The 12,537-nt window shown below is 73.3% G+C and carries 13 protein-coding genes; 7 read left to right on the top strand and 6 right to left on the bottom strand.

Translation table 11 applies throughout. The annotated features are described in order from the left end of the window. Nucleotides 1-35: 35 nt before the first annotated feature. Nucleotides 36-932, bottom strand: coding sequence for a helix-turn-helix domain-containing protein (locus tag ABD140_RS25940; RefSeq protein WP_344243588.1), 897 nt, complete (start codon nt 930-932; stop codon nt 36-38). Between the two features lie 196 nt (nt 933-1,128). After that, entirely contained in the window at nt 1,129-1,362 is a 234-nt protein-coding gene (locus ABD140_RS25935; RefSeq protein ID WP_344243587.1) for a DUF397 domain-containing protein, read from the bottom strand. Nucleotides 1,363-1,500: 138 nt separating this feature from the next. On the opposite strand from ABD140_RS25935, the gene ABD140_RS25930 reads away from it, so the two are divergent. From ABD140_RS25930 to ABD140_RS25910, 5 genes are all read left to right on the top strand, one after another. Continuing rightward, entirely contained in the window at nt 1,501-2,025 is a 525-nt protein-coding gene (locus tag ABD140_RS25930) for an ATP-binding protein (RefSeq protein ID WP_344243586.1), read from the top strand. 71 nt (nt 2,026-2,096) lie between these two features. Beyond that, nucleotides 2,097-3,338 (top strand): MFS transporter, encoded by a 1,242-nt coding sequence (locus ABD140_RS25925; RefSeq protein WP_344243585.1) that lies wholly within the window; start codon nt 2,097-2,099, stop codon nt 3,336-3,338. An 80-nt stretch (nt 3,339-3,418) separates the two neighbouring features. Then, nucleotides 3,419-4,294, top strand: coding sequence for a hypothetical protein (locus ABD140_RS25920; protein WP_344243584.1), 876 nt, complete (start codon nt 3,419-3,421; stop codon nt 4,292-4,294). A 101-nt stretch (nt 4,295-4,395) separates the two neighbouring features. Further along, the gene (gene pta, locus ABD140_RS25915) at nt 4,396-6,438 is read left to right on the top strand and encodes a phosphate acetyltransferase (RefSeq protein ID WP_344243583.1); all 2,043 of its coding nucleotides are present in this window, start codon (nt 4,396-4,398) and stop codon (nt 6,436-6,438) included. After that, on the top strand, nt 6,438-7,556 hold the full coding sequence (locus ABD140_RS25910) for an acetate/propionate family kinase (RefSeq protein ID WP_344243582.1): 1,119 nt from the start codon (nt 6,438-6,440) through the stop codon (nt 7,554-7,556). The genes pta and ABD140_RS25910 overlap by 1 nt, the downstream gene beginning before the upstream one ends. Before the next feature lie 162 nt (nt 7,557-7,718). On the opposite strand, the gene ABD140_RS25905 is transcribed toward ABD140_RS25910, so the two are convergent. Continuing rightward, nucleotides 7,719-8,600, bottom strand: a complete 882-nt coding sequence (locus tag ABD140_RS25905; protein WP_344243581.1) for an NAD(P)-dependent oxidoreductase — start codon at nt 8,598-8,600, stop codon at nt 7,719-7,721. Nucleotides 8,601-8,649: 49 nt separating this feature from the next. Here ABD140_RS25905 and ABD140_RS25900 point away from each other — a divergent pair, with 49 nt between their 5' ends. Continuing rightward, the gene (locus ABD140_RS25900) at nt 8,650-9,054 is read left to right on the top strand and encodes a MerR family transcriptional regulator (protein WP_344243580.1); all 405 of its coding nucleotides are present in this window, start codon (nt 8,650-8,652) and stop codon (nt 9,052-9,054) included. Between the two features lie 73 nt (nt 9,055-9,127). Here the strand turns inward: ABD140_RS25900 and ABD140_RS25895 are convergent, their stop codons facing one another. Together ABD140_RS25895 and ABD140_RS25890 are read right to left on the bottom strand one after the other, a co-directional pair. Continuing rightward, nucleotides 9,128-9,802, bottom strand: coding sequence for a hypothetical protein (locus ABD140_RS25895; protein WP_344243579.1), 675 nt, complete (start codon nt 9,800-9,802; stop codon nt 9,128-9,130). Nucleotides 9,803-9,949: 147 nt separating this feature from the next. Continuing rightward, nucleotides 9,950-10,651 (bottom strand): hypothetical protein, encoded by a 702-nt coding sequence (locus tag ABD140_RS25890; protein ID WP_344243578.1) that lies wholly within the window; start codon nt 10,649-10,651, stop codon nt 9,950-9,952. A 267-nt stretch (nt 10,652-10,918) separates the two neighbouring features. Here ABD140_RS25890 and ABD140_RS25885 point away from each other — a divergent pair, with 267 nt between their 5' ends. Further along, nucleotides 10,919-11,404, top strand: coding sequence for an NUDIX hydrolase (locus ABD140_RS25885; protein ID WP_344243577.1), 486 nt, complete (start codon nt 10,919-10,921; stop codon nt 11,402-11,404). On the opposite strand, the gene ABD140_RS25880 is transcribed toward ABD140_RS25885, so the two are convergent. Then, entirely contained in the window at nt 11,399-12,505 is a 1,107-nt protein-coding gene (locus tag ABD140_RS25880) for a winged helix DNA-binding domain-containing protein (protein WP_344243576.1), read from the bottom strand. The two genes, ABD140_RS25885 and ABD140_RS25880, sit on opposite strands and share 6 nt — an antisense overlap. Between the last annotated feature and the right edge of the window lie 32 nt (nt 12,506-12,537).

Raw genomic sequence — 12,537 nt, 5'->3', positions numbered from 1 at the left:
GACCTGGAGACCGGACGCGTCGGCGGGGGTGCGCTTCACATCGCGTCGTGGATGCGCTTGAGGAGGTCCGGGGTGGCGGCGACCGGCTCGGCCTCCACGCAGAGCTGCTCCATGACCGTGAGGTAGCGTTCGATGTCCTCGCGCTTGTCGAGGTACAGGGCGCTGGTGAGCTGCTCCAGGTAGACGATGTCCGGCAGGTCGGGCTCGGCGAAGCGCAGGATGCTGAAGGGGCCGCCGGCCGCCGCGTGGCCGCCCCGCGCGAACGGCACGACCTGGACGGTGACGTTGGGCAGCTCGCACAGCTCGATGAGGCGCCGCAGCTGCCCGCGCATCACCTCGCGGCCGCCCAGGGGGCGCCGTACGACCGCCTCGTCGACCACGGCCCACAGGTGGGGCGCGTGGTCGGAGTGCAGAAGCTCCTGGCGCTTCATGCGCATCTCGACGCGGCGCTCCACGTCCTCGGCCGCCGCGCCGCCGTGGCCCAGCAGCGTGACCGCCCTGGCGTAGGCCTCGCTCTGCAGCAGGCCGGGGACGAACTGCACCTCGTAGGCGCGGATGCGGCTGGCCGCCTCCTCCAGGCCGATGTAGTTCTCGAACCAGCGGGGCAGCAGGTCGTTGTAGTCGTGCCACCACCCGTTCGCGCTGGCCCGGCGGGCCAGCGCGAGCGCCTTCTCCCGCTCGGCGGGGTCGTGGACGCCGTAGAGGGCGAGCAGGTCGGCCACATCGCGCTCGCGGAAGGAGACGCGGCCGAGCTCCAACCGGCTGATCTTGGAGTCCGAGGCGCGGATCGCATACCCCGCCTGCTCCCGGGTGATGCCCTGGGCCTCCCTCAGCCGCCGCAGCTGCGCACCCAGCAGGATGCGCAGCACGGTGGGGCCGCCGCCGACCGCGGCGGAGATGTCCAGCAGGGTCGCTTCTGCCGCTCGGGCCATCGTGGCTCCCTGGAGGGCCGGCCTTCCCGGCGCGGCCCGGTGAGACTTCCTATAACGGGCGGATCAGTATCCCATGCGGTGCCCCTCTTGACCATGCGCTCCAGCCGACCCGTCCCCCGTAATCCCAGGTGACGAGGGGTCAACCACCCCGTCAACCCCCCGGACGGGCACCCCGGACCGCCGATTGAGCGATCGCTCAGGCGACGAGGTGATCGAACTCACCGTCCTTGGCGCCGCCGAGGAAGGCCTCGATCTCCGCGCGCGTGTAGATGAGCACCGGACCGTCGGGGTGCCGGGAGTTGCGCATGGCGATCTCCCCGTTCGGCAGCGCCCTGAGCTCGACGCAGTTACCGCTGGGGTTGCTGTGCCTGCTCTTGAACCAGAGCGGTTCTGCTGCGTGCGCGAACGCTCCCTGTGCGTGATCCCCCATGGATTGCTCCGTTCCAAGCATGATTTTTTCCGCTGCAAGGACCGATGCACGTGCAGAAGCCCTTGCACCTGCACGGCTCGGAAGGGAAAGATAGCGGACACCCACCCAGCGCATCACCGGACCGCGTCAGGACATTTCATGACCGTTAAGCGGGCTCCTCGCATGATCCACAGCCGCCGGCTCTTCTGCACCGAAGAGGGCAGATGGCCGGAGATGCTGCCGACCCTGCATGCGAGCAACTGGCCTACCCCGCCGGTCTCCGGCACCAGCCGGCTCGCCCGGCACCCGTTGAACAGCAACCTGGACTCGCCCAGGATCGCCCGGGACTTCGCCCGGAAGACCCTGGCCGAGTGGGAGCTGGAGCACCTCCTGTGCGAGGCCGGGGTGGTGATCTCCGAGCTGGTCACCAACGCCCTGCGCTACGGCCTGCCCGGCCGCCACCGCGCCGCCCGCGCCCCGATCCAGCTCATCCTCATGCGCCAGGAGCGCCGCATCCTGGTGATCGTCACCGACCCCGGCGGGGAGCCCCCGGTACTCGGCGAGCCGGACGAGTTCGCCGAGAGCGGGCGGGGCCTGCAGGTGGTCGCGGCGGTCTCCGAGGCCTGGAGCTGGGCGCCGCTGTCCACCGGCGGCAAGGCGGTCTGGGCCTCGTTCGCGCTCTGAGCCCCGCCCTTCCCGCCGCGGCGGCGCTCCCCCTACTATCTAGAAGGTTTCTTTACAGATAGCGGGGTGCGGTGCGAGCCGAGCGGCGATCGGGGACGGGCGGGCTGCCGGCCGCGTACTGGTACCTCTGGCTGGGCATGCTGATCAACCGCGTCGGCGGTTTCGGGGTGCTCTTCCTTTCGCTCTACCTCGTGCAGCGCCGGGGCGTGGACGCCGCCACGGCAGGTCTGGTCGTCGGGCTGAGCGGCGCGGGCGGGGCCGTCGGGGTGCTGGCGGGCGGGGTGCTCGCCGACCGGTGGGGTCGGCGCCGCACCCTCCTGGCCTGCCACCTGGCGGCGGCCGGGCTCATGCTCGCCCTCGCCTTCGCCACCCGGCTGCCGGTGATCGCCGCGGTGACGTTCCTGCTCGGCGCCTTCCAGAGCATGGCGGGACCGCCCCTGGTCGCCGCGATCACGGACGTCGTGCCGCCCGCGGACCGGCAGCGCGCGTTCAACCTCCAGTTCTGGGCGCACAACCTGGGTGTGGCCGCGGCGGGGCTGCTGGCCGGGCTGCTGGCGGAGATGAGCTTCACCCTCCTCTTCGTGGTCGAGGCCGCCGCCACCTTCGCCACCTTCCTCCTCCTGGCGGTGAAGGTCCGCGAGACGCTGCCGCCCGCGCCGCCCGCGCCCGAGGGCCCCTCCCGACGCGGCCCCGGACTGGGCGCCGTCTTCGCCGACCGGACCTATCTGGTCTTCGTCGGGCTGACGCTGCTCCTGGCGTACATGAGCACGCAGAGCTCCACGATCCTCCCGCTGGCGATGAGCGCCGACGGCCTGGGACCGGCGGCCTACGGGCTGGTGACGGCGTGCGCGGGGGCGCTGATCGTGGCCGGGCAGCTGCTCGTGCCCCGCCTCATCGGAGGGCGGCCCAAGGCGCGGGTGCTGGCGCTGGCCAACCTGCTGGTGGGCGGCGGGTTCGCGCTGGTGGCCCTCGCCGACGAGGTGCCCCTGCACCTGGCGGCCGCGCTGGTCTGGACGGCCGGGTCGATGCTCGCCGCGCCGCCCAACGCCGAGGTCATCGCCGAACTCGCGCCCCAGCGGCTGCGCGGGCGCTACCAGGGCGTGTTCTACCTCGTCTTCCCCGCCGCCTCTTTCGCGGCTCCCGCCCTGGGCGGAGTGTCCCTGGAGCGGCTCGGCGACCTGCACTGGGTATTGTGCGGGGCGGTCGGCGCGCTGGCGGCGCTGGGGCACCTGCTGGCGGGCCCGGCCAGGGAGCGGCGGATCGCCCGGCGCGCCCAGACCGAAAAGATGCATCTCGGAGTGTTAAGTCGATGACCGGGGTAGAAACCCAAAAAGGTCATCGTTTCACGGCTGTGAGGGGACATGACCCTTTCGTCTTCCTATAGTTTCGCGGCATGAGCGTCGGGGGACCGGTCCGCGCGGCGGAGGCCAGGGCCGTCAGAGGCTTGGCGGCCCGCCGCGACGCCGGAGACTTTCAGCGCACCCCGCTGCCCGATCCGGGAGGCGGCTTCCTTCTTCAGGCGGTATGCGATCCGTATGCGGTGGGAGCCACCGGCACGGGGCCGCTCATCCTCTCTTGGAACGGGACACTCTGGGAGAAGGAGACCCTGCCCGCCCTCGACCCCGCCCTGAGCGGCGCGATGCTCACCGGCGTGGCGGGGCGCGTCGCCGTCGGCGGGGCGTTCGACCGGCTCGCCGGAGCCGAGACGCCGCTGCTGCTGTGCCGGGACGACACCGGATGGACCGAGGAGAAGGCCCCCGGCACCGGGTTCCCCTACGTGCTGACCGGCGTGCACGGCGACTGGGCCGTGGGGCACGGCTTCCCCGGCACCGCCGTCCTGCACCGCGGGCTCACCGGCTGGGCCCCCGTCGCGGTCCCCGGGCGGCCCGTGCGGCTGCTGGCCGTCGCCTCGCACGGCTCGCGCCTCTGGGCGGGCGGGGAGCGCGACCGCGAAGGCCTGCTGCTCTCCTTCGACGGCAGGACCTGGAAGGAGCACCGGACGAAGACCGGACCCGTCACCGCGCTCGCGCTCCGGCACGGCCGCCCCTGGGCCGCGGCGGGCCGCACCCTCCTGGAGTGGACCGGACGCCGCTGGGCCCGCCACACCGCCCCCTTGAGCGTCAACGCGCTGGCCGTCTCCGCCACCGGACGGCTGTGCGCGGCCGGGGCGGGGCGGTGGGGCCTGTACGACGGGCGGCGCTGGAGGCTGCACGTCCTGCCGGGGACCTGGCTGGGCGCCGACCCCGCCTGGCTGGTGGGATCCGCCTGAGACGGTGATCCGGGACACCCGGGGTTTTCCCCACCTCGTTCCGGCGGGTAGGGCAGACGGAACTACGATCGGTTCCGATGACCCCTCCGGACAGGAGATCCATGACCCGCGCCGTCTACCTCGCCGCCACCGGGGCCGCCACCCGCAAGGCGTCCGTCACCCTCGGGCTGGCCGAACTGCTCTCCGGGAAGGTCCGCAGGCTCGGCGTGTACCGGCCGGTCGTGGAGTCCGGGCGCGTCGACTCCATCATCGAGACCGTCGTCAGCCGGTTCAACGCGCGCGGCGCCACCGGCGTCACCTACGAGGAGGTGCACCGCGACCCGACGCGGGCGACCGCCGACATCGTCGCCGGCTACCGCGCGCTGGCCGCCTCCTGCGACGTGGTCATCGTCGTCGGCACCGACTTCACCGACGTGGGCGCGCCCACGGAGTTCGAGTTCAACGCGGTGCTCGCCTCGCACCTGGGCGCGCCGGTGCTGCTGCTGGCCACCGGGCTCGGCCTGCGGCCCGACGAGGTCGCCGCCGGCGTCGCCCTGGCCGCCAAGGAGCTCGCCGCCGAGCACGCCGCGCTGCTGGGCGTCGTGGTCAGCCGGGTCGACCCCGCGCACCTGGCGGAGGTGCGCGAGGCGGTGGGCGTCGAGCCCACGTTCGTCGTCCCCGAGGAGCCGCGGCTGTCCGCCCCGACCGTCGGCGACCTCATGGCCGCCTGCGCCGGAAGCCTCTTCCGCGGCGACCCCGAGCAGCTCGGCCGCGAGGTGTCGGGGCTGGCCGTCGGCGCCATGTCCCTGCCCCACATCCTGGAGCGGCTCACCGAGGGCCAGACGGTCATCATCCCCTCCGACCGGGCGGCGGCGCTGCTGCCGGGCCTGCTGGCGGCGCACTCGGCCGCCACGTTCCCCGCGCTGTCGGGAATCGTCATGACCGGCGGGCTCGACCTGCCCGAACCGGTGCTGCGGCTGGTCGACGGCATGGCGCCCAAACTGCCGGTGATCGCCACCGACCTGGACACCTTCGAGTGCGCCACCCGGCTGGGCCGCGCCGAGGGCAGGCTCGGCACCGCCGGCGCCGGCAAGATCGACCTGGCGCTGCGGCTGTTCGCCGAGCACGTCGACGGCGAGCGGCTGCTGGAGCGGCTGCACGTCACCCGCTCCCCCGCCGTGACCCCGCTGATGTTCGAGTACGACCTGCTGGAGCGGGCGCGCGGCGACCGGCGCACCATCGTCCTGCCCGAGGGCGGCGACGAACGCATCCTGCGCGCCTCGGACACCCTGCTGCGGCGCGGCGTGGCCGACCTCGTCCTGCTCGGCGAGCAGGACGAGATCCGCGCGCGGGCCGCCCAGCTCGGCCTCGACCTCGACGCGGCGCGGATCATCAGCCCCTACGACCGGGAGCTGCGCGAGAGGTTCGCCGCCGAGTACGCGCGCGTCCGGTCGCACCGCGGCGTCTCGCTGGAGCTGGCCCGCGACACCGTCACCGACGTGTCGTACTTCGGCACGCTCATGGTGCAGCTGGGCCTGGCCGACGGCATGGTCTCCGGCGCGGCGCACACCACCGCGCACACCATCCGGCCCGCCTTCGAGATCATCCGCACCGCGCCGGACGCGCGGCTGGTCTCCAGCGTGTTCTTCATGTGCCTGGAGGACCGCGTCCTGGTCTACGGGGACTGCGCGATCAACCCCGACCCGACGGCCGAGCAGCTCGCCGACATCGCCGTCCAGTCGGCCACGACCGCCGCGGTGTTCGGCGTCGAGCCGCGGGTGGCGATGCTCTCCTACTCCACCGGCACGTCCGGCAGCGGCGCCGAGGTGGACAAGGTGCGCCGTGCCACCGGCGTCGTCCGCGAGCTGCGGCCCGACCTGCTCGTCGAGGGCCCCATCCAGTACGACGCCGCGGCCGACGAGACCGTCGCGCGGGCCAAGATGCCCGGCAGCGCCGTCGCGGGCCGCGCCACCGTGTTCGTCGTGCCCAACCTCGACACCGGCAACAACCTCTACAAGGCGGTGCAGCGCAGCGCGGGCGCCGTCGCCGTCGGCCCCGTGCTGCAGGGCCTGCGCAAGCCGGTCAACGACCTGTCGCGCGGCGCCACAGTGCAGGACATCGTCAACACCGTCGCCATCACCGCGATCCAGGCCCAGGGGGTGTGATGCGCTACGTCCTGGTCCTCAACTGCGGGTCGTCCTCCATCAAGTACCGGCTGGTCGAGGCCGGCTCGGGGGACGCCGCGGCGGGCGGCATCGTCGAGCGGGTCACCGACCACGGCGCGGGCATGCGGCAGGTCATCGACGAGCTCGAGGCGGCCGGGCCCGAGCTGCGCCAGGTGGTGGCCGTCGGGCACCGGGTGGTGCACGGCGGCGACGCCTACGCCGAGCCCGTGGTCATCGACGACGCGGTGGAGCGCACCATCGAGGAGCTGTCCCCGATGGCGCCGCTGCACAACCCGGTGAACCTCATCGGCATCCGCGCCGCCCGCGCGGCCTTCCCCGACGTGCCGCACGTGGCGGTCTTCGACACCGCCTTCCACCAGACGATGCCGCCCGAGGCCTACACCTACGCCATCCCCCGTGAGTGGACCGAGGGCGGGGTGCGGCGCTACGGCTTCCACGGCACCTCGCACGCCTACGTCTCCCGCCGCGCCGCGCAGTTCCTCGGCCGCCCCTACACCGAGCTCAACACCATCGTCCTGCACCTGGGCAACGGCGCCAGCGCCAGCGCCGTCGAGGGCGGGCGCTGCGTCGACACCTCCATGGGCCTCACTCCCCTGGAGGGCCTGGTCATGGGCACCCGCTCCGGCGACGTGGACCCGGCCCTGGCGGCCTTCCTCTCCCGCACCCGCGGCCTGTCCGTCGCCGACATCGACCACGCCCTCAACCACGAGAGCGGCCTGCGCGCCCTGGCCGGGCACAACGACCTCCGCGAGATCTGGCCCCTGGTCGACGCCGGAGACACCGCCGCCGCCCTGGCCATGCAGGTCTACACCCGCCGCATCCGCAAGTACATCGGCGCCTACCACGCCGTCCTGGGCCGCCTCGACGCCCTCGTCTTCACCGCCGGCGTCGGCGAGAACGACCCCCGCACCCGCGCCATGGCCCTCTCCGGCCTGGAACCCCTCGGCATCCGCCCCGACCCGTCCGCCAACACCGCCCCCTCCCACGAGGCCCGCGTCATCTCCACCCCCGACTCCCCCGTCACCGTCCTCGTCATCCCCACCGACGAGGAACGCGAGATCGCCACCCAGACCCTCGCCGTCACCGGCCTGACCTGACCCCGCCGCCCCCGGACCCGGCGCGGCACCGCCCGAACGCGGCGCCACCGGCCCGGACCGGTCTCGCCGTCCGCCTTCCCGGACGGACGGTGAGACCTGCGGGTTCTCCGGCACCGGCCCCGGCCCCGATGCCGGTGCCGGGGCCGGGGTGGTCAGGGGTGGTCAGGGGGTGGGCTTGGCGAACTCCTCGATCAGGACGGGGTACTGCTCGGCGCCGTGGCCGGCGGCGATGGAGCGGTCGGCCATCGCCTTGAGGAGCTTCGGGAGGTCGGCGTTGACGCCGGCGGCCTCGCTCTCCTCGATCAGGTGGGCCATCGCGCGGGCGTCGGTCTCCAGGGCCGAGACCTCGGCGGGGTAGGAACCGGCGTCGACCTGCTCGGCGTAGCCGGGGAGCCATCCGGCCACGACGGTGGCGATCTGCCGGGCGAAAGGGGCGTACGACGCGGCGTCGACGCCGGCGGTCCCGAGCAGGGCGGTGCCCTGGAGCCAGGCGTTCAGGACGCTCCACATCATGGCCAGACCCGCCACGTCGTACAGGGAGGCCAGGCCGGGGTCGGCGCCCAGGTGGGTGACGGTGCCGAGGGCGGCGAGCGTCGGCTCGTGCGCTGCGAACTCCGGCCCGGGGCCGCTGTGCAGGATCACCGCCTCGGCGGTGCCGATCGCCGACGGGACGGCCATGATGGCGCCGTCCAGGTAGCGGGCGCCGTTCCGTTCGGCCCAGCGGGCGGTCTCCCTGGCCTGGGCCGAGTCGCCCGAGGTCAGGTTGATCAGCGTGGTGCCGTCCAGGTCGGCCTCGTGTTCGCCCAGGAGTTCGCGCACGGCCTGGTAGTCGGTGAGGCAGACGATCGTCAGGGGGCTCGCCTTGAGCGCGGCGCCGATCGTCGGCGCCTGCTCGGCGCCCTCGGCCACCAGCCGGTCGGCCTTGGCGGTTGTGCGGTTCCACACGGTCGTGGGGTGCCCGGCCTTCAGGAACGCGGCGGCCAGCGCGCTCCCCATCAGTCCGAGTCCGATGATCGTCACGGGTGCAGCGGTTCTGTCGTTCATGGCAGCATCGTCAACGTTGATACCGGTATGAAGGTCAAGTGAGGGTGCGATGCGGATCGGGGAGCTGAGCCGGCGGACGGGCGTCAACGCCCATCAGCTGCGTTACTACGAGGCCCAGGGGCTGCTGGAGGCCGAACGCCGCGCGAACGGCTACCGCGAGTACGACGAGGGCGCCGTGCTGCGGGTCAAGCAGATCAGGCATCTGCTCGGCGCGGGCCTGTCCTCCGAGGACATCGCCTACCTGCTGCCCTGCGCGGTCGGGGAGGCGCCCGAGCTGGCCGGGTGCCCCGAGCTGCTGACCGCGATGCGCTCGCGGCTGCGGCGGCTGGACGACCAGATGGACCGGCTCGCCCGCTCCCGCGCGGCCCTCACCGCCTACATCGACGCCGCCGACCGCAACAGCGAGGCCTACCCGCCCTTCGACTGCGTCGGCCAGGAGCCCGCCCTCACCTGAGCGCCGAAACCCCGCCCTCACCTGGGCGGCCGGGCGCCGCATGCCTTCGGGAGGCCGGGCCGCGGCCGGGAGATCAGTCGGGGGTCTGGACGTTGACGCGGATGCCCGCCCCGGCGAGGGTGCGCAGGATCTCGGGGGCGGGCGGCTCGACGCCCAGGAACTCCACGCGGGTGAGCTGGCCGGCGTAGCGGACCAGGCAGGAGGCGAGCCGGAGGGTGGGGACGGTGCCGGCGAACGTCAGGGTGCTGAGGTAGGGCAGGCGGGACAGGGCGTCCAGGGTCTCCGGGGCCAGGCGGGGCAGCCGCAGGTAGAGCATGCGCAGGCCGGGCGGCAGCCAGCCCAGCCCGGTGCCGACGGCCTCGCCCGCGGTCAGGCGGACGACCTTGAGCTCGGGGTGCAGGCCCAGCGTCCGGAACGACTTGTCGTTCAGCCGCTCCCCGGCCAGCGAGACGACCCGCAGGTCCGCCTCGGGGAGGGCGAACTCGCCGTGGAGGCGGGGGGACTCCAGGGCGAGGTCGATCAGGTCGGCCAGGTCGCGCAGCGCCTCCACGCCCGTGTCGGTGAACTCGCCGTGGCACTTGAGCACCGCGAGCCAGGGCATCGCGCCCACCTCGCGCAGGATCTCGTCGGTCACCTCGGTGAGATCCAGTTCCTTGAAGAAGGGCTGACCTCGCAGGGACGGCGCCCAGCGCCCCGCGTAGGCGAGTTCCACGTCCCCCGGGAGATCAACGCTCCACGTCTCCCCCATGGGATCCAGCGTATCCAGCGGGGACGCGCGGAGCCCGCCTCCAGCGTTACGCGCGGGCATCCTTTTCCCCTTCACCGCATTACCCACACACTTCGGACATCAGCCGAGGAAAAGGACCTTCGTACCGACCGTCGAAGGCCACCGCCTTTACACAGTAATGTCACCGGGGTGACCGTGCTCGGGAGCTGCGGCGTTGACCTTGACGCCGGTCTCGATCAGCGGCCTGAGAACCTCCGAGGGCGGCTGCGCGGCACCGAGGAAACCCACCCGGGTGAGCCGGCCGCCGTACCGGACCAGCTGGGAGACGAGCCGGGGCGTCGGCGCGACGCCCGCGAACGTCAGCGCGTTCAAGTAAGGCAGCTGGGCGAGGGCTTCGAGGTGTTCGGGCACCAGCCGCGGCAACCGCAGGTAGAGCGTGCGCAGCCCCGATGGCAGCCACCACAGCCCGGTGCCGACCGCGCCCCCCGCCGACAAGCGGACCGAGGTGGTCTCCGGATGCAGCGCCAGCATCCGGAACGCCCCGTCCCCCAGCCGCTCACCGGCCAGCGAGACCTCCCGCAGCTTCGCGTCGGGCAACGCGAACCTGCCTTCCAGCCACGGGGACTCCAGCGCGAGCCCGGTCAGCGCCGTCAGCCCGCGCAGCGCCCGCGCCCCTTCGTCGGTGAACTCCCCCCGCGCCCCGAACTCCACGAGCCCGGACATGCCGCCCGCCTCGCGGAGCGCCGCATCGGTCGCCCCCACCAGTTCCAGTTCCCTGAGGAAGGGCCGCTCCCGCAGCGACGGCTCCCAGCGCCCCGCGTGCACGGCCCCTTCTCCCCCGGGAAGATCCACGATCCGCGCCTCCCCCATGGACCGAGAGTAACCGCGGAAGGTGCACAACCGCTGATCCCGACGTTACGCACAGACGTCCTTTCACTCCGCCCTCCGTTACCGCCCGGCAAAACCCCTCCGGACGACCGCCCCTCCGCCCTCCCGCCCCACCCCCACGCCATGGCACAGCGACTGGAAGAACTCGCACTTTCGCCAGAAAGCCCACGTTTCCTGATCAAAGGCGTAGTGTCCGAACTATGAACACCCAGGGGTTCACCGTCCCTTTCTGCTCGAAGGGGTGAAAGGTTGAAGCTGCGCCATACCGTTCGTGCGGTCGTCCTCGACGAGCACGACCGTGTTCTGCTGTGCCGCTTCATGGTCACCGAACCTGACGGCAAGGACGTGTGGGCGACGCCCGGCGGGGGCGTGGAGGCCGGGGAGACACCGCTCGCCGCGCTCCGCCGGGAGCTGCGGGAGGAGATCGGGCTGGTCCTTGACGCGGACCCGCCGCACGTCTGGCACCAGCGGGTCATCGCGCCCTGGCTCACGACCGGGTACGACGGTGCCCTCAACGACTACTTCCTCGTCCGCACCGGCTCGTTCCAGCCCCGCGGGGTGTTCTCCGCCGAGCAGCTCGCCGCCGAGGGCATCGGCGGCTTCCGCTGGTGGCCGCTGGCGGAGATCGCCGCCTACCGGGGGCCCGACCTGTTCGCCCCCCGCGACCTCGCCACCCCGCTGGCGGCGCTGATCACCGGCGGGATTCCGGCCGGGCCGGTGCCGCTCGGCCTATGAGCCGGGGTCGGTGAAGCGGATCTCGTGGGAGCCCTCGGGGGCGAGGAAGGCCAGGAGGGCCGCGCCCTCGGCGGCCAGGGCGGCGCGGTCGGCCGGCGGGAGCGGGGCGAAGGGGCGCACGGTCAGGACTGCGACCCCCCGGGTCTCGGCGAAGGTCCAGGTCGCGGCGGTGAAGCCGTCGAGGAGTACCAGGCGGGGGACCGGGCCGTGCGGGGGGAGGTTCTGCTGCCGGAGGCCGTCGGTGACCACGCGGGAGCGATCGTGGTGGGACAGCAGCAGGTTGTCGAAGTCGTACAGGTAGCGGGCGGGGGCGGGGGTCTCCGGGTCGGGGCGCGGCGCGTCGGGGAGGTCGAACAGCTCCGCGCCGTTCTCGTCGCGGAACACCGCCAGGCGGGGGCGGAGCCGGTCGAGGACCTCCGCCAGCCGGGTGAGGCCGCACCAGCGCTGCACGTCGCGGACGGTCGCGGGTCCGAACGCGGCGAGGTAGCGCAGGACCATGCCGTCGAGCGTCAGATCGGCGTGCGGCGGCGCGCCGGTCCAGGAGGCGAGCGGGGCGTGGGCGGTCCGGCCGCGGGCGCCCCACACGCCGCGCGGCGGGGTCTGCACGACCGGCAGCAGGTTGCGCACCGCGTAGGCGAGGCTCGCCGGGGCGCGGTCGGGCCACCGCTCGGCGAGCAGGCCGCCGAGCTCGGCCGGGGTCAGGGGCCGCTCGTCGAGCAGCCTCCGGCCCTCGGCCGCCACCTCCCCGGTGTCCAGCCCGCGCATCGCCCGGCCGTGCGTGTGGTTGGCGAACAGGTCGCGGTCCAGCACCGGCTGCACGAGCGGGCGCAGCGCGGCCGCGTCGGCCGCGCCGACCAGGTGGACCGTCGAGCGCATGAGGGCGATCCGCACCGCCTTCCGCTCGGTGAGCAGCGCCGAGACGTCCTCGGGCCGGAACCCGGAGAGCCGGGACCACAATCCCACGTACCAGGTGTGGGGGGTCTGCGCCTGCAGGCCCACGAGGTGCTCGACGGCCCGCAGCGGGGTGAGGCCGGCGCGGCGCAGGAGCAGCTGCCGGTCGAGGGTGGCGCGGTTGAGGGCGCGGCGGGTCAGGGTCTGCACGAGGGCGCTCCAGAAGGCTCGTTCACGTCGTC

Origin of the sequence: Actinocorallia libanotica, assembly GCF_039525175.1 — a bacterium.
Taxonomy (GTDB): Bacteria; Actinomycetota; Actinomycetes; order Streptosporangiales; family Streptosporangiaceae; genus Actinocorallia; species Actinocorallia libanotica.
Note: the sequence above shows the minus strand (reverse complement) of the source record. Positions and strands in the feature narration are given on the sequence as shown.

Excerpts from the sequence above, each read along its gene's own strand:
- ABD140_RS25940 (WP_344243588.1), bottom strand. The coding sequence starts at position 932 with ATGGCCCGAGCGGCAGAAGCGACCCTGCTGGACATCTCCGCCGCGGTC.
- ABD140_RS25935 (WP_344243587.1), bottom strand. The coding sequence starts at position 1,362 with ATGGGGGATCACGCACAGGGAGCGTTCGCGCACGCAGCAGAACCGCTC.
- ABD140_RS25930 (WP_344243586.1), top strand. The coding sequence starts at position 1,501 with ATGACCGTTAAGCGGGCTCCTCGCATGATCCACAGCCGCCGGCTCTTC.
- ABD140_RS25920 (WP_344243584.1), top strand. The coding sequence starts at position 3,419 with ATGAGCGTCGGGGGACCGGTCCGCGCGGCGGAGGCCAGGGCCGTCAGA.
- pta (WP_344243583.1), top strand. The coding sequence starts at position 4,396 with ATGACCCGCGCCGTCTACCTCGCCGCCACCGGGGCCGCCACCCGCAAG.
- ABD140_RS25910 (WP_344243582.1), top strand. The coding sequence starts at position 6,438 with ATGCGCTACGTCCTGGTCCTCAACTGCGGGTCGTCCTCCATCAAGTAC.
- ABD140_RS25905 (WP_344243581.1), bottom strand. The coding sequence starts at position 8,600 with ATGAACGACAGAACCGCTGCACCCGTGACGATCATCGGACTCGGACTG.
- ABD140_RS25900 (WP_344243580.1), top strand. The coding sequence starts at position 8,650 with ATGCGGATCGGGGAGCTGAGCCGGCGGACGGGCGTCAACGCCCATCAG.
- ABD140_RS25895 (WP_344243579.1), bottom strand. The coding sequence starts at position 9,802 with ATGGGGGAGACGTGGAGCGTTGATCTCCCGGGGGACGTGGAACTCGCC.
- ABD140_RS25890 (WP_344243578.1), bottom strand. The coding sequence starts at position 10,651 with ATGGGGGAGGCGCGGATCGTGGATCTTCCCGGGGGAGAAGGGGCCGTG.